We start from the raw sequence: 20,532 nt of genomic DNA on the forward strand, positions 1-20,532 counted from the left end.
GGGATTTGAAAAAACAGCATACCGGGGCAGGACCAGCCCTTTGGTCGAGGGAGCCAACTAATCAGCGGGATGCCGCTGCTTTTTGTAATCTTTGGGGTTGATACCGTATTTGTTCATTTTCCGGTAAAGGGTGCTCAAGGGCATGGAGAGGGCAGCGGTGGTCTCCTTTGCGTTGCCGCCGCAGGCCTTCAAGGTATCGACGATCCGCTGGGATTCCTCCAGGTTGGCCCGGGAGTAAGGGGAAGCGGGATCTGCTGGAGGAGCGGATGGAAGGGTATCCTGGAGTTCTGATTTGGCGTCCTGGGACTGCTTTGCCTTGCCGGCATAGTAACTGCTCAGCAGATTGGTGGGCAGATCACTGAGATGAAGCACAGGACCCTCCGCCGTGTGGAGGAGCTCTTCGATGACCGACTCCACCTCCCGGGTATTGCCAGGCCAGTGGTATTGGAGGAATGCGGCGGCGGCCTCCTCGTCCAGGGAAACTGCGGCAGTACCAGCGGTAAAGGACTCTTGCGCGATGAAATGGTTGACGATGGGGAAGATATCCTCTTTCCGCTCCCGGAGGGGAGGAATTGTAATGGCAAGTGCGTTGAGACGGTAATACAGGTCGGCACGAAAGTTCTTTTTCTGCACCGCCGAGAGAAGGTTCACCGTGGTGGCTACAATGAGCTTAAAGGAGACGCTCTTGGGATATTTGCCACCCAAACGGGTCACTTGGCCGGTTTGCAGGACCTGTAAAAGGGAGGCCTGGGCCTCCAGAGAGAGACAGTCGATTTCGTCCAGGAAAAGGGTTCCGCCGTTGGCCTGCTCGAACTTTCCGGTGTAGCCATTTTCTTTCCCGCCGCAGAATACGCCGCCTTCGTAGCCGAAGAGCTCACTCTCCAGCAGCCCTCTTGGAATTTTGCCGCAGTTAAGGCAGACGAAGGGGCCCTTTACCCAGGGGCTTTCGTTGTGGATGGCCTGGGCCAGAATCTCCTTTCCCGTGCCGGGCTCTCCAAAGATCAGTGTGGGTGTGGCAGTCGTTGCGGCAATTCTACCCATGGTCTGTACCGATTGAATGGAAGGGGAGGTCCCAATGATGGAGTCAAAGGTGTAATGGGCGGAAAATTCATTGCTGCGATAAACCAGACGAGTCAGCGCGGATTGGTCTTCCAGTTTGATCAGCGTTGTATGCAGTCCCGTTTGGTCGCTGGTGGGAAGGACCGTTAGGCTGACATCCAGCGGTGTTTGATAACGGTTCAGAATGGTGCACTCCATGGAAGAGATCCTTTGTGACAGACCCTGGGCAGGGGCCGGCAGGGAATCCTGCCGGAGTACGGAATAGATAGACTGACCAATCAAGAGGTCCTCGCTGATACGAAGGACAGAGCGGGCTTTGGCGTTGTGATGAATGATGACTTTGTGGTCATCGAGGACCAGAATTCCCTCTGTAAAAGCGTCCAGGGCAGAGGTGAGAACCGCATTGGTCTGCCGGAAAGAGAGCTCCCGCTCAATGCTGTTGATGGCTGACTCCAGCATAGTTAGAGCGGAGGGATGATAGTTGGCCAGAGGACCGGAGATATCCACGCACCCTATCAGATGATGGAACTGATCGTGGATGGGAGCTGCATAGCAGATGCTGTTGTGGAAACGCTGCTGAAAGTGCTCTGGACCGAAGACCATCACTGGTTTTTCCAGAGAAAGACAGAGGGAAATTCCGTTGGTACCGGACTCTTCCTCTGAGAATATGGTTCCATTGCTGATCGGGTACTGGATAGGAGGGGCTTGGGAGGTTCCATCGTCAAAGATGGTATCTAAAATACAGCCGTGGGCGTCCACGATGGTGATTTGATGCTTGGTCTCCCGCAGGTATTGAAAGAGGTTCATTAAATATGGACGGGCAATGCGGATAAGCTGAGCATTGTCTTGGACCAGTGCCTGGAGGTGGTCTGAGGGAATGGTTTTCTCAAGGGCAAAGGGATCTGCCTGCCCCTTGGAGCGCCGCCAAGAATCGACGATTTCTGGTCGAACACCAGGGATTTGCTCGGGGACAGATTCTGGTCCGGCAACGTAACGTGTCCAGGCCGTCTGAATCCGCTGGAAATCCAGGTTTTCTTTCATGGTATCCTTCCTTCCCCAAAACGAGAATTTTCTACGATAGAAAAAATCTAACACAAAAATAAGAAAAACACAAGAGATTTCTTGAAGAATCAAGAAAAAACAACGCACTCTATTTGGTGAAAAAGAAGAAATGAGAAATTATCACTTTGAATTCTTGAAAAGCTGGGGGAAAACTGATAATATTATCACCAGAAGGCGCGAGAATTTTTGGAGGAAATGAGAAAAATGAGAGAGAAAACGCTATGCCTGCTTTTGGCAGACCAAGGGTTTGGCGTATCTCTGTCTCACGACGTTCTCCAAAACGCGATCTTAAACCATTACGATTTGGGAGGATGCATCATGATTTACAAACCAGACAAAGTGTCAAAAATGAAAGGTGCGGACATCATCGCAGAGTACATGATGAAGGAAAAAATCCCCTATATGATCGGGTACGCCGGTCACGGTGCCATTGGGATGCTGGATTCCTTCTTCAACAAGCAGGACGACATCAAAATTGTATGGCCCCGGATTGAGACCGCCTGTGGCTTTATGGCCGACGCCTATTTCCGGGTGACCAAACAGCCTCTGCCGGTCTATGTCTCCACCGGTCCGGGACCGGCTCTTTCCACCTGTGCGGTGGCCAATGCGTTTTATGACTCATCTGCGTTTCTGCAATTTACCGGGCAGGCCCCCTTGTCCCAGTTTGACACAGGAGCCCTCCAGGAGCAGTACCGGTATCACCAAGCGGATTTCTCCACGGCTATCCAGCCCTATGTTAAACAGAGCTATCAGGCTGTGACCGCCGGACAGCTGTCCTCCTTCCTGCCAAAAGCTTTCAAGCTGATGAAGACGGGACGACCGGGACCAGTACATATTGAGGTGCCCTATGATGTCTACCAACTGGAGGCAGAGACTGTTGTGGCAGACCCCATTGACTGGTCGGATTCCATTGCCTGGCGGACTGGCGCGGAGGACCGGGTTATCGGCTCGATCCTGCAAAAGCTGAAAGAGGCCAAGCGGCCCCTGATTCTGGCCGGCGGCGGGGTCAACCACTCCTCTGCCCAGGAACAGCTGCGGGTATTTGCGGAGACGATGAATATCCCGGTGATTACCTCTCTCATGGGGAAGTCCTCTCTGCCGGAGAGCCATCCGCTGTGCTTGGGTGTCAACGGAACCTGGGGACACTATCCAGCGGTGGAGGCTGCCCGGAACGCCGACATCATCCTGGCCCTGGGTTGCCGCTTCAATGATCTGCACACTGCCACCTGGCAGCCGGGCTTTGCCTACAACTTCCCTGTGACCAAGCTCATTCAGGTGGACATTGACGCCTCTGAAATCGCCCGAAACTATCCGGTGGATGTGGGCGTTGTGGGAGATATCCGCACAGTTCTGACCCAACTGATCGACATGGCACAGGAGAAACAGGTGACCGGAGACTACACCGTGTGGCACCAGGAGATCGCCGGGTATCGAAAGGAATGGGGGGACTTCATTACACCCTATGGTCAGAGTGATGCCGATCCCATTGACCCCCGCCGTCTGATCACCGACATCCGCAAGGTAGCCCCCAAAGACGCCATTATGTTCTCCGACGTGGGCAACAACCAGCCTTGGGTGGAGCAGTATTGGACCACCGAGGTTCCCAACACCCATTTCACAGCAGGCGGATTCGCGGCCATGGGCTTTGGTGTGGTCGGCGTCCTGGGTGCCAAGCTGGCCCGGCCGGAGACCACCTGCATTAACGTCTGCGGCGACGGCGGCTTCATGATGATGCCCCATGCGGTGGCCACTGCGGTGCAGTATAATCTGCCCTGTGTTTGGATTGTCATGAACAACTATGCCATTGGCGCCATCCGGGACCTGCAGAAATTCTATTATGGCGGCCGGATCATTGGGACCAGCTTTGAGAAGTATGAGGGCAGAACCTACCACGATGGCGAACTGTGGAATCCTGATTTTGCTGCTATGGCCCGGTCCATGGGCGGACAGGGCGTTACGGTCACCAAACCCGGTGAGATTGCCGGCGCGGTAGAGCACGCCATCCAGTCCGGCCTGCCCACGGTCATTGACGTGAAGATTGACCGGGATATCACCGTCCCTCTGACAACGACTTGGCAGATGCCCCCCATCCCGCCCGCTCTGCCCACCTTCGGAAAGATCAAGGTGCGCTGAAAAGCGGAAGGTTTGGCAAATGGCGGGAGAGGATAAACCCTCTCCCGTCCAAGAAAGGAGTTCTGCTATGGAGGCAATGGAACGATGGCTGTCCTCCCAGCAGGGAGACCTTTCTGCCCCGGGACTGCATCTGTTGGAAGCGGCCCTGGCAAGCTGGCGTTATTGTCCAGCAGGCGTGCTTCCAGAAGGGCTGAGGGAAGACCTTCAGCAGGCCTTGGGAGAGGAAGAGGTCCAGGCAGCGGTGTCGAATCTGCTGGCCTGCCACATTTTAGAGGAGGTGCCGGGACAGGAATCCTCTGGACTCCGCCTGCGGGAGGAAGCGAGAACTACGGTATCCGCCTACCTTCGTCGGACGCGGGAAAAAGTTCTGTGGAGAACGGCACAGGGGATGGTGACAGGGGAGACATATCTTTTCCAACTGGTGCAATACTTACAGCAGTTGGAACCATCCTGTACAGTGGCAACGGGACAGGATGGGGAACTTTTCCTCACTGTGGAAGGGGAGCGTTACCAAATTTGGAGAACCCTCTCTCCCTTTTGGTTGCCCTTGGCGGTGAAAGAGGAGGATGGGGACAGGATCCTTGTCTTTGGTCCCTTTGCGGCCCAAGACTGGGGACGGCTTTACCCCTACTATGATTGGGAGGCCTTTCGGGACACAATCGCGCTGTATGATCCCTGGCGCCAAGAAAAGATGAGCTTGTGTAGAGGGCGCGTGCCGGTGTACATTGATTGGTTCCACCGGGATCAATATCAGGGCAGATTCTCCATCCCTGTCAAGTTCTGTGACGTCCTGCATCAGCTGGGACTGATGCGATACAACGATGAGCGATAAAGGGGTGGGAATGCAACAATCAATGCGATTAGAAAAAAGAAAGGAAAAGAGGTGCAGGCAATGACAAATGAACTCCTGTTGGTTGGAACGCTGGTAGCCTACTTTGGATTTATGCTCCTGGCGTACAAGCTGTTTGGCCGGGCGGGATTGTATGGATTCACCATATTTGCCACCGTGGTGGGAAATATCGAGGTGTTGTTGTTGGTCAATGCCTTTGGCATGGACCAAACCTTAGGCAACGTCATCTTCGCCACGACCTATTCTGCGGCCAAAATTTTAAGTGAAATGGAGGGTGAAAAGGGACCGGACTACGCAAAGAAAGCCACTTGGCTTAGTGTGGGGACCACCGGGGTGTTTATGCTCATCACCCAGACGTGGGCCTGGTACGCGCCGGCGGATGGAGGACTGCTCCAGCAGGTGTTCTCGAACTCGCCCCGGATCATGCTTTCCAGCCTGGTGGTGTATGCCATCTGTATGCTGGTGCAGATTGCGGCTTACAAGTTCATTTGGACGCTGCAAAAGCATCGGGAAAGCGGACAATGGGTCCGGGCAGGTGTATCCACCCTGTTTACCCAGCTGGTTAATACCATCCTCTTTACGCTGTTCGCCTTCCTCGGTGTCTATGAATTTAGCGTGATGGTTGACATTATGCTGGCAAGCTATATTATCTTTATTGTCACATCGTTTTGGGATACGCTTGTCCAGATCGTGGCAAAGAAAACTTGTAAAAAGAGCAACATTCTATTTAAGGAGATTGACTGACGATGAAAGTTTTGGTAACCGGAACCAGCACGGGAATCGGCCGTGGGATCGCAGAGAAATTTTTGGCTGAGGGCTATGATGTCATCGGATTTGATGTGGCGGAGAGCACCATTGACCATGATAGATACACCCATTACATCGTAGATGTTGCCTGCCAGGAGCAGCTTCCTGAGATTGGCGAAGTGGATATACTTATTAATAACGCAGGCGTCCAGGATAGCGGACGTGACATTGATGTCAACCTGCGGGGTACCATTTACTGCACGGAAAAGTATGGGATTCAGCCCAACATTAAGGCGATCATCATGACGGCCTCTGTCAGTGCCCACAACGGCGCGGAGTTCCCGGAATACTGTGCCAGCAAGGGCGGTGTACTGGCCTATACCAAGAATGTGGCGCTGCGAGTGGCCAAGTACGGGGCGACCTGTAACAGCATCTCCGCCGGTGGCGTGATCACGGAGCTCAATGCACACATCCTGGAAAACAAGTCGCTGTGGGACCAGGTCATGGCGGAAACGCTGATCCCCAAATGGGCTACGGTAGAGGAGATGGCGGAGTGGACCTATTTCCTGGCGGTGGTGAACAAGAGCATGACTGCGCAGGATGTTCTAATTGACAACGGAGAGATTGCCAAGGCCAATTTCGTCTGGTAACCGATTGCTTCCCGAACGGGGGCAGAGGGACTTACAGCCCTCTGCCCCTGGTATCAAAGGAATTGCATTCCTGCCCCCGGACGAAGCGCCGGAATCCCCCGGGTTTTGGACCGCGATAAAAATAGGAGGGACGGCCATGAAGCGTGAACGGGAGACAGTACACCAGCGGGGCAGGCTGGTTTATCAGCTGGAGGAAACCCCGCCTATGGGCAGACGCCTTCTCTACGCCATGCAGTTTGTGATTATCTTCATTGGTTCCATTGTGCTGGTGCCGATGCTTGCCGCGGACGATCTGGGTTGGGGACCAGAGCAGGTCACATTCCTGCTCCAGTGTGCCATCTTTACAGGGGGCATCGCCACTTTTGTCCAGGCCAAGGGCCTGGGACCGGTGGGGGCCCGGCTTCCGATCCTTCTGGGGACGACGTTTGTGGTGATCACGCCGCTGGTGGCAATCACCACGGAGTATGGGTATGACGCGTTCCTGGGCGCGGTCATTGCCGGGGGCGTGGTTTATGTCCTTCTGGCATGGTTTGGCTTCCGATTCCTGCGTAAGTTGTTCAGCAGCACGGTTTCCGGTACCCTGGTGATCTCCATCGCGCTGACGCTGGCCCCCTCCTGCGCGGATATGATGGCAGGGGGCAGTAACCCAGTGGGCGGCGGTTACAACGGATGGCAGAACTGGGTTCTGGCGGTAATTACTATGGGAATCTGCCTGGTGGGCCACTGTTTTGGAAAGGGATTTCTTAAAACCACCAGCCTATTTTTCGGGTTGGCCACTGGATATATACTGGCGCTGGTCATGGGGGTGATTCCCTTTGACAAGGTGGAGGAAGCGGCATGGATTTCTCTTCCCAGGCCTTTTACCTATGGGGTGTCTTTCCACCTCCAACCGATCCTGATTATGGTGGTGATTTATTTGGTGACTGCGGTGGAGTTTATTGGGGACACCACGGCCACCGCTATGGTCTGTGAGGACCGGCTGCCCACCCAGCGGGAGCTGCGGGGCGGAATCCTCTGCGATGCACTCTCCAGTGTTTTGTCTGGGGTATTCAATTTTGCCCCCAATATTTCTTACAGTGACGGTGTGGGGATCATTGGAAGTACCCGGGTGGCCAGCCGGACGGTTATGATGACCAGTGGAGTTCTCATTACCCTGGCAGGGCTGGTTCCCAAATTCTCGGCGCTGCTGTATACAATGCCCGCTCCTGTCTTGGGAGGTGCATGCCTTTTCCTGACGGGGATTATGCTCATGGCAGGCATTGAAGTGGTTCTGACGCAGCCGCTGACCCTCCGCAATTCTGTTATCATCGGGACATCTCTGGCGGTTGGGATTGGGTTCGGGTTCAGCGGTGTTTTGGAACAGGTGCCAGTGCTGGTACGTACCCTGTTCAGCGGGATTCCTGGAACTGCGTTGACAGGGGTATTTCTCAACCTGGTGTTGCCATCAAATCACTGATATTTCCTCCCTGTCTTGATAAAAGCCCTTTCCCCCAGTGGATTCCACTGGGGGAAAGGGCTTTTTGGGTTGTTGTATCCTGGGATTAGCCGTGAGAAGGCGGCGCAGAGAGGGAGACAAAGCTGGCGCCGGAACGAGCCGCCAACTGCCGATAATGTTTGTACAAAGGGGCAAAGCGCGTGGCATAGGAACGTTTCCAAGGCTTTCGCTTGCCGCAGAAATGTAGGATTGCCGTGTGCTGCATCACCCAGTCCATATGGTATGCACCGCCGCTTCGCAGCAGGTAGCCGGAGTAGTATCGGGCGTCATAGTTCCACAGCGCGTCATCAATTTGCAGGGTTTGAGCACCATACAGTGAGTTGAATACATCTTGGTCTGGTAGAAGAAGCTCATTCTCATGGTCACGGACATATTGGAAAATGGCTTCTGGCTGCACCAAGACACGGGCAGCCTCTAAATCCATGAGCATCACACCGGAGTTGTAATAGTCCTGTTCCGTCTTCAGGCGGATGCGATTGATCCCGTTCATCACGTCAACCACACCGATGTGGGAGGCGGCGGCAAAAACATTTCCCTGCAGATCGAGGTCCCATAGGGGACGCAAAGGATTAATCACGAGAATATCCGGGTCAAGGTAAAGAACCCGTTTCAGTGAGGCTGGGAGGATGTGGGAAGCCAACAGCCGATAGTACATTTCCTGTGGATACTGCTTTGTGATGGGAGCGCCCTGAAAGAGCTGCCGTTCCACAGCAATCGGCGTCAGTGGAACGCCGTGGGCACGGCAATCGTGTTCCAGTGCGTCCAGCGCGGTCTGAGGAATGGCGCTGTGCAGAAGCCAGACATGGAACTGTTCCCCGGGGTTGTTGAGAAGGATAGAGGTCAGCATGGTTTCGAAAGGGGCGATATAATTTTGGTCAAAGGTGACCAAAAGATGAATGCTTGTCGATTTCATAGGCTGAGATTCTCCATGGATCGCATGCCGTTGGGGGCTTGTCCAAGCGTAGAAAAGTCCACCTCTGGCAGAGGATAAATTTGAACTGATTTTTTATATCTTAGACCGAAACCAAGGATTTATCAAGTAAATTGGTTGCAAATTCTTTTGCAGTCATGGTAAGCTCAGGAAAAAGGGAGACGATGGGAGAGGATCACCATGATAACTTCTGGTAAAAAAGCTATGCTGCCCAGTGAGCGTTCCAAGGTATGGAAGGTTGTCACTTCGGTGGAACACTATACATGGCGCAGTGATCTGCGGGGGACGGAAATTTTGTGTGAAAATCAGTTCCTTGAATACCCCAAACGAGGCCCTGTGACTGCCTTCACCATTACAACAGTGGAGCCTTGCAACCGGTGGGAGTTTGATATGGAAAACACCAACATGCGTGGGCATTGGACGGGGCTGTTCACGCAGACAGAGGAGGGGACAGAGATGGAATTTACAGAGACCGTGGAGGTGAAAAAACGTTTTCTCAAGCTGTTTGTAAAAGGATACCTGAAACGTCATCAGACGCGATTTGTCTCCGATCTAAAGAAAGCATTGGAAAAGGCATAGCTGTGTTAGCATGTTTCATAAGCGGCAAGGGGGCGATATGGACAAAAAAATAGAGAGCGGATGCAGCACCGTTCTCCATTTTCTTCGATCCTATCTGGTAAACAATCAGAGCCATGGGGGTTCCTGGAAGGGAAGCGTGAATCAGTGCTTCCCTTAACGGTCGCTGACGGGAGGAATGTTGGACTCCCAGTGAAAGATAAAGTCATCCAGGTCTTGCGGCGCTGGCAGGACAGGGGGAAGGGTGCGGGTATTGTGCTCAGACATAAAGAAAGCCTCCTTTTGAAGATATCCAACCCAGTATATGCAGCGGGGGAGAAACTATGTGCGTGGCAAAGCCGGAAAATATCGCCGGACGCAACCCTTTGCCACTTTGGGCAAACATTGCAAGAGACAGATGGGAATGGGGACTATGGTTTCGGGCAGACTATGCCTGGGTGATGAGAATGAAATATGAAGATCCCCGGATGGAAGCTTATTTTAACTCGCTTCCTTCCAAAGTGCGGGCGTTTATCAATAATTCCCGTGCCGATATCAGCACACCCGGTGAGCTTATGCTTATCGGAGAACATTTTCGAAAGAGCTTTGGGGAGCCGGAAGAGGGCCCCCGGGGCAGGAACTAATCTGTTTTCTTTTGGACTCCCCCGAGCACCAATGTACTGGTGTTCGGGGGCTCATTTCACGCCAAGAGAAAACAGCGGCTTTGGCAATGATGATATATCGGGAAACATTCCCTGTGTGCGGCAGCGTTTCCGCTTTCCCAGCCGGGGATTCTGTTGCATTTTGCGAAAAGAAATTCCCTTAAAATCAAAAAAGGGGATTGACAATTCCATCTAACCGTGCTATATTAATTAAGCACTTAAGAGTGTGACGACCGGGAAATGCCGGAGTGGCGGAATTGGCAGACGCCTGGGACTTAAAATCCCATGGGAGAAATCCCGTGCCGGTTCGATCCCGGTCTCCGGCACCATATCGCGGAGTAGAGCAGTTGGTAGCTCGTCGGGCTCATAACCCGGAGGCCGCAGGTTCAAGTCCTGTCTCCGCAACCATGAAACGTGACCGATTGTATCGGTCACGTTTTTTTGTATTCAAAATGAACCATATTTGTCATACTTAAAGAAGAATACGATATACCATAGTTTGGGATGCCGGCGGGGGCATGGTCCAAAAGAAGCATAGGGGGCACCTGCCTGCATCGACCTGAAAATAGTAGAAAAAGAGTCGGCAGAATGCTATAATAAAAAAACCTTCGGTGGCTCTGTGAAGAACCAGGGAGGGAAAAAGGGGCGTGGAAACCGATGCCGCGACAATCTGGGATGAGTGCCTTGGAAAAAGAGTGGAAGGCCATTGAAAAACGGGAACAACGCCTGGCCAAGCTGGCCCTGCAGGGAAAAGATTCTGCCTGGAAGGGGAAGCTGGAAGAGAAGGTCCCGCCTAAGGTTTCCCGGGCGTTAGAGGCGGCGTTTTGCAAAGCCTTTGCGCTGGTGTTTGAAAAAGGAACGGGGATCATTGAGAAAAGCTATGACAGCGCGGACCTGCGGCAGGCCTATATCCGCCGGGAGGAGGGCGTGCGGCAGACGATGGACCGCCGGTCTCTTCGCCGGGTTCAAGGGGAGGCCCGAACGGGGGAGAGCCGGAACCTTCTCCTGACCACGGTGGAGGGGATCGGCCTTGGGGCCCTGGGCATTGGCCTGCCGGACATTGTGCTTTTTGTGGGAATGCTCCTGAAAGGAATCTATGAGACCGCTCTGCGGTATGGGTTTTCCTATGACACACCGGAGGAACGGCTGTGGATTCTAAAGGCGATGGAGGCATCCCTGACGAAGGGATCGGGCTGGTTGGAAAGGAACCAGGCAGTGGACCAAATTATGGCAGGCAGCGTGGTTCCAGATCAAGAGGCATTAAAGCGGCAGAGGGACCGAACCGCCCAAACCTTTGCCATGGATATGCTGTTGTTGAAGTTTGTCCAAGGGCTTCCCTTAGTGGGGGTGCTGGGAGGCGTGGGGAATCCGGTGTACTACCGCCGCGTACTGCGCTATGTCGCGTTAAAATATCGTAAACGATATCTATTCCAAAAGAGAGAGGAGCTGGCGGAATGAACGAATTTATTTTGCCCCAGGGAGACCGCGCGGCACTGATGCCAGGGGCCGCATACAGTGTGCCTGGGCTGTTTCTGTACTCGGATTTGATTTACCAATGCCTGGATCAGGTCAAGGAGAAGTTTGGCTACGCCATTCCTGTGCGGTATCTCTACGGTGCGCCTAAGGTCCGATGGAACTGTGGCCGTCTGATTATTACGGACCCCCATTATACCCGGGAGGAGATATTTCAGGAACTGGCAGGGGCGGTGGCACGGGGAATTGTCCCATTGCTGACCTTCTCCTCCCCAGAGATTGCCCCGGCGGATTTGGGGGATTCTGCCTGCAATGAGGTTCTGGCCATGGCGGAGGAGGTGGGCGGTGGAGTGATTGTCTCCAGTCCGCTGCTGCGGGATTATATCCGGGCGCATTATCCCCGGGTGGAGATTCACGCCTCTGTCATTATGACTGCCTTTCCTGAGAAGCGAGACCGGGCGTATTATGCTGGCCTGGCGCGGTCGTATGATCGGTATGTGGTCCACCCGGACGACAATTTTCAGTGGGATTTATTGGAGAGCCTCCCCAAAGACACTGCGGAAGTGATTCTCAATGAACGGTGTGTGCATCAGTGCGCCCAGCGCAGAGCCCATTATGAATCCATCGTACAGGATCAGAGGGTGCTTATAGAGGGGGAGGGAGAGCTGACCAATTTCCTGGACCGCTGTCCCTTTGTGCCGGATCATAAGCAACACGGGACCAAAGCCAGAAACATATCCTTGACCACGCAGGAGGCTGTGAGACTGCGTCAGATGGGATTTACCCTGTTCAAGCTGCAGGGACGGCTGGACATCCCTTACGTTTTTTTCTTTGATTTTCTCCGCTATACGTTGGAAAACCAGGTGGCCTTCCCTGCGATGTTCCCCATTTTTTCCTATGCCATCCGAGGGCATTTGAAAGACAAGGAGCGCCGGCGCAGGGAGCGTGGAACACGGTAAAAAGACACGCCCGTGAAACAAATGCACTTTGTTTCACGGGCGTGTTTCCATTCATAGATGGAACCGGCGCCGGACTTCTTCCCGGAGGGAAGGGACCCGGCGGACAACGATCAAGGGAATGATCAGAATCACGCAGACGGCCAGGACGATGAGGGACCAGCCGGGAGACCAGTGGCCCAGAAAGAAGAGGTCAACAAACCGCTCTACCCCCAGAATGAAAACGCCGATGGAACCGATCACCAGTGTCATGGAGGTCAGTGTGCTCCGTTTCCTGCGGCCCATGGTCAGCCCCCAAAAAAGGAAAAGAGCGCCCAGCAGGAGAATAATGGGGAGCGCCAGGTGCCAATACCAGTCCCATCCGTCTAAATCCACGGCAATCAAAGAGACATAGACCGCGATGGCCAGCACATCTGCCAGCAGCTGGAGCCGAAAGGTATCCTTCCGATGATGGAGCAGAGGGGGAACGGTCCAAATCCAGATCATCAGCGCCGCCCCGATCACGTACAAAGACCAAGTGCGCTGGGTGCGCAGAAAAACGTTTAGCACACCGCAGCAGACAGCCACCGAGGCCAGGATTGTGGAGAGAAGAATGGCGACCTGGAGTTTGGAGGCAGGGGGAACCTCTTTCCGCTCTGTGGGAAAGGGCTTGGGCGCCGTCTGATTGACTGGCTGGTTGGGGTTATGGACTGGGGTGTGGCAGAGTGGGCAGAATGCGGCGGTGTCGTCCAACTCCACACCGCAGTTGACGCAGTAAGACATGTGAATCCCTCCCAAAGGATCAATGGGTGCGATTGGACTCTACTTTCACGGGAATCCCTTCGCGGACTAAATGGCAAAAAAATCTTCGTTCTGTTTCACTGGAGACTCCGGTGCCGGCAAAGGTGATGGCCATGGTGTTGCCATAGCTGATGGAGGCGCAGTGGGGGGAGGGGCGGGTGGCCTGTCCCAGCATGACCTCCATCCGCTGAATGTGGGGTTCCATTTCCGGGGGAACCGGGAAGGCGCCGGGGTTGGTATAGGTTCCGGAATAGGGGCGCACGCCCACCAGTTTGTAGGAAAAAGCCATGACGGGGTTTTTTAGGGCCAAAGGAATGATTTGCAGAAAGTGATTCTTGGTAAACTGCACATTCCCTGTGAGTTTGGCCTGCATTTCCTGCCGGTTGGCGTGAAGGTGCATATAGCTGTGAACCTGCCGCACAATTTCAGGCAAAGTATATTCCCCTAATGTGGGGTCAATGCAGGGGCGCATGGTAAGGATAAAGTTTCGCAGGGTTTCCGAGGGGAACCAGGGGCGCAGATTGATGGGAATGGCCAGTGCCACAGGCTGGGGATGGCGAAACCGGCGGGCCGCCTGGTTTTCCAAAAGGCATTGGAGAAGAACTGCGGTAAGATACTCTGTGATGGTTGCTTGGTATGATTTTGCAACCTCCCGCAGCCGGTCCACCGGAACCAGCCCCAGGGTGACGTTGAGGGTATAGAAAGGCTCGGGGGCGCTGGTGTTGGGGAAGGCGGTCTTTTCCAGCTTGCCCCGCAGCGTCCGGCTGCCGGCATACCGGGCATAGGCGTCCTCCAGCTCTTCCTTTCGGGGTGGGGCGGTAACATCCAAAATGCCCGGCCCATTGGGGATGGAAAAGCCCAGCTCCCGGAGATAGACCGCCAGCAGCGTGCGGAGGAAGACCAGCGTTCCGGCACCGTCGGAGATGGCGTGGAAAACCTCCACGGAAATCCGCTTTTCATAATAGAGGATGCGGATCAGCCAGTCATTGTCCTCGTGAAACCGGAGGGGCTGACAGGGGTTTGCCATGTCCGGTTTCACAAAGGGGCCGGGATTGGGGTTGGGCTCAAAATAACACCAGAATGCGCCCCGGCGAATCCGTACCCCAAAGCCGGGAAAACGCGGCATGGTCTTCTGCACAGCCCGCTGGAGCGCCTGCGGGTCTACCGCCTTAGTCATAAGTGCCGAGAAGCGATAGACTGCGGAGTAGCGTTCCTTCTGAATGGCAGAATAGAGTACCCCTGCGTTGTCCAAGGGGTACCAAGTATTTTTTTCCTGTTTCCTGGGCACAGGCAGGGCCTCCTCCAGAAAAATTGTGTGTTCACAAATACATTATAGCAAGAGAAAAGGAGAACGCAATAGTTTTCTGGCACCGCATCCAAACATCAGAAGAATCCAAACAACCTGCTGGAAGCAAAGGAGGACTTCCCTTTCCCGGCAGAACATGATATACTAAAAAATCAACACGCGCTGGAGAACTGGCCAGAGAGGAGCAATGCTATGGACCCGAAAAAACTCTCCATTCGATTGAGCGCCAAGGGGAAAAAAGAGGAGAAGGCAGGAAAAGAGGACCGCCGTTTGGCCCCGATGATGCGGGCGCTAAAGGCCATTCACTCTGTTGGAGCACCGGATTCCATGAATCCGGAGGATTTGGCCAAGCAGCGGGCTGGGCAGGAGCTTCTGGGAAGGCTGGCGGCACCAATGATTGTCATGAAAAAGTGGGAGCCCTTTTCCCTCAAAGGGATGGCCGCTGCCTGGGTGAAGCCGGATTGGCCCCACGACAGACGCCGGGTGATCCTTTACTGCCATGGCGGAGGCTATACCAGCGGAAATTTGGGATATTCCCGGCCTCTCGCTTCCAAGCTGACCAATGCCACTGGATGGGAGACCCTGTGCTTTGAGTATCGTCTGGCTCCGGAGCATCCGTTTCCCGCTGCGGTGGACGATGCCCGAAAGGCGTGGGACTATCTGATGTATCTGGGCTATGGCGCTCGGGATGTGGTGGTGGCGGGAGACTCCGCAGGGGGAAATCTGGCACTGGTTCTCTGCCATCAGCTCAAAGAGGCGGGAAGGCAGCTCCCGGGACGGTTGGTGTTGATGTCGCCTTGGACCGATATGACCGCCAGCGGCCGTTCCTATACCCAGCGGGCAGAGATGGACCCCACCATCACTATGGACTATATTCAGGCAGTGCGGGAAGTCTACGCGGGGGGAAGGGATCTGACCTCGCCCATGCTCTCGCCTCTGTTTGGAAATTTTGAGGGGTTTCCTCCTACCTTGATTCAGGTGGGGAGCAATGAAATCTTGTTCTCAGATTCCCTGCGGCTGCGGGAGCGGATGCAGACGGCCAAGGTTCACTGCCAGCTGGAAGTGTGGAATGACATGTGGCATGTTTTTCAAATGTTTCCGGTTCGGAAAGCGGCGCTGGCCATGGAGCGTATTGGCAATTTCCTGCTGGAACAGTAATATGGAGTCAAATAAAGCGGCAGGCTCTTCGGATGGGCCTGTCGCTGTTCATATGATAGGGAGAACACAAGAGGAGGAGACGCGCGGCAACCAAAGGCGATACAACCTTCCTATCATTCTGAATGGATTCCCTTTTAGATGGCGTACAGCGTGCTGTTCCGCAACCTGTTCTGTGATCAGAAAGGCAATGATATGGCAGTACCTCCAGGGCAGATTCTCCTGGTTGACAGGCACGGCAATCGTTGCTACAATGGGGGCATCTGGAAACAAAATATTGTAGAGTATTTGTAGCATACAGGTGCTTGCCTGCGGGCGAGTGAAAAGGGAATACGGTGAGAATCCGTAACGATGCCGTCACTGTGTATGGGAGCTGCTTTTCGTGCAATCACTGGGAAACTGGGAAGAGAAAAGCCGCGAAGAACAAAGTCAGGAGACCTGCCTGTATGTAGAATCTCAAATCTGCGGTCCACGGATTTTTGTTCTCACAAATGACGTCTAAAATACGGGAGTATTGCAGCTTCATTGGTGGAGAGACGGTCGCGGAAACGCGGCCGTTTTTTGCAATGTTTTATACCAGAAACAAGCCATAGAAAGAGGTATGAAATGATGGGAAAGAAACTGCTTGCACTGCTGCTTTGCGGGGCGCTCCTGGTGACGGTGCTGGCCGCTTGCGGCGCGCCAGAGGAGAAGGAGGTATCTGCGGAACAGGACAGCCAACCGGTGGAGACAGAGAAGGAACCAGACACTGGGGACGCCTCTCTGGACAACCCCCGGAATCAGGATGGTATCGGGGAGAAGGAACTGCTGGTGGTCAGCTTTGGCACCAGCTACAATGACAGCCGACGGCTGACCATTGGCGCCATTGAAAATGCCATGGAAGAAGCATTCCCAGAGTATGCGGTCCGGCGGGGCTTTACCAGCCAGATTATCATTGATCATGTGAAAAGCCGGGACAATGTCGCCATTGACAATGTGAAGCAGGCCCTGGACCGGGCTGTGGAGAACGGCGTAAAAACCCTGGTGATCCAGCCCACCCACCTGATGGACGGACTGGAGTACCATGAACTGGTGGACGAGGTTGCCCAGTATTCCGATGCCTTTGAGCACCTGGCCATTGGAAAACCGCTGCTGACGTCAGAGGCGGACTTCCAGGCGGTGGAACAGGCCATTACCGAGGCCACAGCGGAATACGACGATGGCAAAACCGCCATCTGCTTTATGGGACATGGCACAGAGGCAGCGTCCAATGCGGTCTATGAAACCCTGCAGGATCAGTTGACCCAGTCTGGGCATGAAAATTACTACATCGGCACGGTGGAAGCAGAGCCTTCTCTGGACACGGTGCTGTCTGCGGTGCAGAAAGGAACCTATGAGCGGGTGATCTTGGTACCGCTGATGATCGTGGCGGGAGACCATGCCAACAATGACATGGCCGGAGAGGAGGCGGACTCCTGGAAAAGCACCTTCGAGGCAGCCGGATATCAGGTGGAGTGCCTGCTGAACGGTTTGGGTGAGCTGGAGTCCATTCAGAAAATTCTGGTGGAGCATGCCCAGGATGCCATAGACTCCTTGCATTCTTGATAGAAAAATAGGGAAACAGCAGCCCGAAAGGGAACCTTTCAGGCTGCTGTTTCTGAGTGGATGGAGGAAATCATGAAGAAATGTATCATGTGTTTGGCCGCAGCCCTGCTCTTGACCATGGCTGGCTGCGGAGCACAGCCGAAGGAATCTAAGCAGGCGGTGGCCGATCAAAGTGATATGGCACAGCCCCAAGAAGTCGTAACCGAGGGAATGGAACCGGTCTATGCCTCCCAACTGAAGGAGGGCGAGTATTCTGTGACCGTGGACTCCAGTTCATCGATGTTCCAGATTGTCTCCTGCACTCTGACGGTGAAGGATGGCGCTATGACTGCGAAGATGACAATGGGGGGAACCGGCTACCTCAAGGTGTTTCTGGGGACAGGAGAGGAAGCGGCCGCTGCGGACGAGGCTGACTGCATTGCTTATGAAGAGACCGCCACGGGGGAGCATACTTTCACTGTGCCGGTGGAGGCCTTGGACAAAGGCATTGACTGTGCGGCATACAGCAAGCGAAAGGAAATGTGGTATGACCGGACTTTGGTGTTCCGTGCCAGCTCCCTGCCCCAGGAGGCCTTTGTGGAAGGGACAATGACCACAGTGGCTGATCTGGGACTGTCAGATGGTCGTTATGAAGTCGCTGTTACGTTGGAGGGCGGTTCCGGTCGGGCCAGCGTGGATTCTCCAGCGCAACTCACCGTCAAGGAGGGGCAGGCGACTGCTACCATCGTGTGGAGCAGTGCCAACTATGATTATATGAAGGTGGACGGCGTGCAGTATGATCCGGTCAACACAGAGGGAAACGCAGCCTTTACCATTCCCGTGGCGGGATTTGACTGGAAATTGCCTGTGCTGGCCAATACCACAGCAATGAGTACCCCCCATGAGATCGAGTATACCTTGACATTTGATTCTGTAACCCTGGAGCGTGTGGAATGAAGACAAGAAAAAAACTCTGGATTTTTTTGCTGAGCCTCTTCTGTCTTGTCCTGGGTGGATGTGGAGCGCAGGAGGGAGAGACAGAGGCAGAAGCACCAGGCGTGTCCTGGGAAAGCCTGTCATTTCCGCAGGAATTGGAGATTCTGTATGCCACCCAGTTTTCTGCAGCGTCTTCTCCTGAGGGATATACCAAAATTTCCATTGAGGACGGCTTGTCCTATCTGGTGGTGCCGGAGGGCGCGGCGGTCCCCAGCGGCGTGCCGGCAGAGATCACGGTGATTCAGCAGCCCTTGGATCATATTTATTTGGCGGCTACCTCTGCTATGGACTTGTTCCGGGCGCTGGAAGCCATAGACAAGGTTACCCTGTCCGGCGTGGAGGCGGACGGATGGTATATTCCGGAGGCCAAAGAGGCAATGGAGCAGGGGAGGATGGAGTATGCCGGAAAATACCGGGCTCCAGACTATGAACTGCTTCTGTCACGGTCCTGTGATTTAGCCATTGAGTCCACCATGATCTACCATACTCCAGAGGTAAAAGAGCAGCTGGAGGACTTTGGCGTGCCGGTGCTGGTGGAGCGGTCCAGCTATGAAAATCACCCTCTGGGCCGTATGGAGTGGATTAAGCTCTATGGGCTGCTGCTGGGCCGGGAGGATGCGGCGGCGGAGTATTTTGATACGCAGGTTGAGAAACTGAGAGACATACTGCAAACAGAGAACACAGGGAAGACAGTGGCGTTTTTTTACATCACCTCCAATGGCGCGGCCAATGTGCGAAAATCAGGAGATTACCTGGCCAAAGCCATTGAACTGGCCGGCGGAACCTATTTGTTCCAGGATTTGCCGGGGGAAGACAATGCCCAGGCCACTACAAACCTGCAGATGGAGGCCTTCTATGCCAAGGCAAAGCAAGCCGATGTGCTGATTTACAGCAGTACCATTGACGGAGAACTTCAGACCATGGAGGAGCTCTTGGAAAAGAGCCCGGTTTTGTCGGATTGCAAAGCGGTCAAAGAGGGGGCGGTCTGGTGTACGGGGAAAAATCTGTTTCAGGAGAGTCTGGGGCTGGGAGACTTGATGGTGGATATTCATAAAATTCTGACCGAGGACCAAGTGGCCCAGGATGAGCTGACCTACTTGCATCCCTTGCGGTAATGGGGGAGGACGGCACACATGAAGCGGGAGACGAGACGATATGGGATTGCATTTGCAGTGCTGCTGGTGCTGTTGGGAGGGCTTCTGATCTGGAACCTGAACGCAGGCAGTTTTCCCATGACGGCCTCGCAGGTGCTGGCGATCCTCTTCGGACAAGGGGGAGATGAGACGGCCAGCCGGATCGTTTGGGATATCCGTCTGCCGCGGATTTTGGGGGCGGCGCTTCTGGGCGGCGCACTGTCGATTTCCGGCTTTTTACTGCAGACATTTTTCGCCAATCCCATTGCCAGCCCCTTTGTGCTGGGGATTTCCTCCGGGGCCAAACTGACCGTGGCACTGACTATGATTTTTCTCCTCCAGCGGGGGATTCTATCCAATTCCTTTGTGCTGATTGGGTCAGCCTTTGTGGGGGCCATGCTGTCCATGGGGTTTGTGCTGTTGGTTTCCCAAAAGATCCGGCGGATGTCTGTGCTGGTGATTTGCGGAATTATGGTGGGTTACATTTGCTCCGCCGTGACCGATTTCGCGGTGACCTTTGCCGAAGACGCCAACATCGTGAACCTTCACAACTGGTCGGTGGGCAGTTTTTCTGGAATCACGTGGAGCAATTTGGGGGTCATTGCGGGGACGGTGGGCCTGGCGGTCCTCTGGGCCTTTTGTCTGTCCAAGCCAATGGGCGCGTATCAGCTGGGGGAGAGCTATGCCCAGAGTGTGGGGGTTTCCATCCGCCGGTTTCGCGTGGAGCTGATCCTTTTGTCCAGTGTTCTGTCCGCCTGTGTCACGGCTTTTGCCGGCCCCATCTCCTTTGTGGGCATCGCGGTGCCCCACTTGGTTCGAACACTGATGGGGACCTCGAAACCCATTTTGGTGATTCCCGGGTGCTTTCTGGGCGGTGCGGTGTTCTGCCTGTTCTGCGACTTGGTCGCCAGAACGGTTTTTGCGCCGGTGGAGATGAGCATCAGTTCTGTGACCGCCCTGTTTGGCGCGCCCATTGTCATCTATATGATGGTCCGCCGGCAGAGCAAAGCCATGTAAGTGGGGAGA

The 20,532-nt window shown here is 54.4% G+C and carries 18 protein-coding genes, 2 tRNA genes and 1 riboswitch; of the genes, 16 read left to right on the forward strand and 4 right to left on the reverse strand.

Translation table 11 applies throughout. The annotated features are described in order from the left end of the window. Positions 1 to 57: 57 nt before the first annotated feature. Positions 58 to 2,100 (reverse strand): sigma-54-dependent Fis family transcriptional regulator, encoded by a 2,043-nt coding sequence (locus DV520_RS02690; RefSeq protein WP_117141698.1) that lies wholly within the window; start codon positions 2,098 to 2,100, stop codon positions 58 to 60. A 339-nt stretch (positions 2,101 to 2,439) separates the two neighbouring features. Here DV520_RS02690 and DV520_RS02695 point away from each other — a divergent pair, with 339 nt between their 5' ends. The 5 genes from DV520_RS02695 (at position 2,440) to DV520_RS02715 (ending at position 7,957) form a co-directional block, all read left to right on the forward strand. After that, positions 2,440 to 4,254 carry a thiamine pyrophosphate-binding protein gene (locus DV520_RS02695; RefSeq protein ID WP_021920182.1) on the forward strand — a complete coding sequence of 605 codons (1,815 nt, stop codon included), beginning with the start codon at positions 2,440 to 2,442 and terminating at the stop codon, positions 4,252 to 4,254. Between the two features lie 67 nt (positions 4,255 to 4,321). Next, positions 4,322 to 5,086, forward strand: a complete 765-nt coding sequence (locus tag DV520_RS02700) for a hypothetical protein (protein ID WP_117141700.1) — start codon at positions 4,322 to 4,324, stop codon at positions 5,084 to 5,086. A gap of 60 nt (positions 5,087 to 5,146) precedes the next feature. After that, on the forward strand, positions 5,147 to 5,848 hold the full coding sequence (locus DV520_RS02705) for a queuosine precursor transporter (RefSeq protein ID WP_117141701.1): 702 nt from the start codon (positions 5,147 to 5,149) through the stop codon (positions 5,846 to 5,848). A gap of 2 nt (positions 5,849 to 5,850) precedes the next feature. After that, positions 5,851 to 6,501, forward strand: coding sequence for an SDR family NAD(P)-dependent oxidoreductase (locus DV520_RS02710; protein WP_021920179.1), 651 nt, complete (start codon positions 5,851 to 5,853; stop codon positions 6,499 to 6,501). 136 nt (positions 6,502 to 6,637) lie between these two features. Beyond that, complete coding sequence (locus DV520_RS02715; protein ID WP_117141702.1) at positions 6,638 to 7,957, forward strand: uracil-xanthine permease family protein; 1,320 nt, start codon at positions 6,638 to 6,640, stop codon at positions 7,955 to 7,957. An 85-nt stretch (positions 7,958 to 8,042) separates the two neighbouring features. On the opposite strand, the gene DV520_RS02720 is transcribed toward DV520_RS02715, so the two are convergent. Next, the gene (locus tag DV520_RS02720; RefSeq protein ID WP_117141703.1) at positions 8,043 to 8,909 is read right to left on the reverse strand and encodes a glycosyltransferase family 8 protein; all 867 of its coding nucleotides are present in this window, start codon (positions 8,907 to 8,909) and stop codon (positions 8,043 to 8,045) included. Positions 8,910 to 9,107: 198 nt separating this feature from the next. Between DV520_RS02720 and DV520_RS02725 the strand changes: the two genes are divergently transcribed. From DV520_RS02725 to DV520_RS02750, 6 genes are all read left to right on the forward strand, one after another. Further along, complete coding sequence (locus DV520_RS02725; RefSeq protein ID WP_117141704.1) at positions 9,108 to 9,506, forward strand: SRPBCC family protein; 399 nt, start codon at positions 9,108 to 9,110, stop codon at positions 9,504 to 9,506. A gap of 326 nt (positions 9,507 to 9,832) precedes the next feature. After that, the gene (locus tag DV520_RS02730) at positions 9,833 to 10,126 is read left to right on the forward strand and encodes a hypothetical protein (RefSeq protein ID WP_133308824.1); all 294 of its coding nucleotides are present in this window, start codon (positions 9,833 to 9,835) and stop codon (positions 10,124 to 10,126) included. A gap of 260 nt (positions 10,127 to 10,386) precedes the next feature. Next, positions 10,387 to 10,473, forward strand: a tRNA-Leu gene (locus tag DV520_RS02735). A gap of 3 nt (positions 10,474 to 10,476) precedes the next feature. Next, positions 10,477 to 10,552, forward strand: a tRNA-Met gene (locus tag DV520_RS02740). A gap of 276 nt (positions 10,553 to 10,828) precedes the next feature. After that, complete coding sequence (locus DV520_RS02745) at positions 10,829 to 11,602, forward strand: EcsC family protein (protein WP_242984633.1); 774 nt, start codon at positions 10,829 to 10,831, stop codon at positions 11,600 to 11,602. Then, positions 11,599 to 12,576 carry a hypothetical protein gene (locus DV520_RS02750; RefSeq protein WP_117141706.1) on the forward strand — a complete coding sequence of 326 codons (978 nt, stop codon included), beginning with the start codon at positions 11,599 to 11,601 and terminating at the stop codon, positions 12,574 to 12,576. The genes DV520_RS02745 and DV520_RS02750 overlap by 4 nt, the downstream gene beginning before the upstream one ends. A gap of 51 nt (positions 12,577 to 12,627) precedes the next feature. Here DV520_RS02750 and DV520_RS02755 read toward each other — a convergent pair whose 3' ends face one another. Both DV520_RS02755 and DV520_RS02760 read right to left on the reverse strand, forming a co-directional pair. Then, positions 12,628 to 13,335 carry a DUF6320 domain-containing protein gene (locus tag DV520_RS02755; protein WP_021920171.1) on the reverse strand — a complete coding sequence of 236 codons (708 nt, stop codon included), beginning with the start codon at positions 13,333 to 13,335 and terminating at the stop codon, positions 12,628 to 12,630. A gap of 19 nt (positions 13,336 to 13,354) precedes the next feature. After that, entirely contained in the window at positions 13,355 to 14,641 is a 1,287-nt protein-coding gene (locus DV520_RS02760) for a hypothetical protein (RefSeq protein ID WP_021920170.1), read from the reverse strand. A 210-nt stretch (positions 14,642 to 14,851) separates the two neighbouring features. Here DV520_RS02760 and DV520_RS02765 point away from each other — a divergent pair, with 210 nt between their 5' ends. From DV520_RS02765 to DV520_RS02785, 5 genes are all read left to right on the forward strand, one after another. Further along, on the forward strand, positions 14,852 to 15,817 hold the full coding sequence (locus DV520_RS02765) for an alpha/beta hydrolase (RefSeq protein WP_117141708.1): 966 nt from the start codon (positions 14,852 to 14,854) through the stop codon (positions 15,815 to 15,817). Positions 15,818 to 16,096: 279 nt separating this feature from the next. After that, positions 16,097 to 16,274, forward strand: a riboswitch (cobalamin riboswitch). Between the two features lie 149 nt (positions 16,275 to 16,423). Beyond that, positions 16,424 to 17,398, forward strand: coding sequence for a sirohydrochlorin cobaltochelatase (locus tag DV520_RS02770; protein ID WP_333818499.1), 975 nt, complete (start codon positions 16,424 to 16,426; stop codon positions 17,396 to 17,398). Between the two features lie 72 nt (positions 17,399 to 17,470). Continuing rightward, positions 17,471 to 18,334: a hypothetical protein gene (locus DV520_RS02775; protein ID WP_117141710.1), complete on the forward strand. Its 864-nt coding sequence runs from the start codon at positions 17,471 to 17,473 to the stop codon at positions 18,332 to 18,334. Then, a complete protein-coding gene (locus DV520_RS02780; RefSeq protein ID WP_021920166.1) occupies positions 18,331 to 19,488 on the forward strand; it encodes an ABC transporter substrate-binding protein in 1,158 nt (385 codons plus the stop codon). The genes DV520_RS02775 and DV520_RS02780 overlap by 4 nt, the downstream gene beginning before the upstream one ends. 18 nt (positions 19,489 to 19,506) lie before the next feature. Continuing rightward, positions 19,507 to 20,523 (forward strand): FecCD family ABC transporter permease, encoded by a 1,017-nt coding sequence (locus DV520_RS02785; RefSeq protein ID WP_117141711.1) that lies wholly within the window; start codon positions 19,507 to 19,509, stop codon positions 20,521 to 20,523. The last annotated feature ends 9 nt before the right edge of the window (positions 20,524 to 20,532 follow it).

It is taken from the genome of Evtepia gabavorous, from assembly GCF_003425665.1.
GTDB classification, from domain to species: Bacteria; Bacillota; Clostridia; order Oscillospirales; family Oscillospiraceae; genus Evtepia; species Evtepia gabavorous.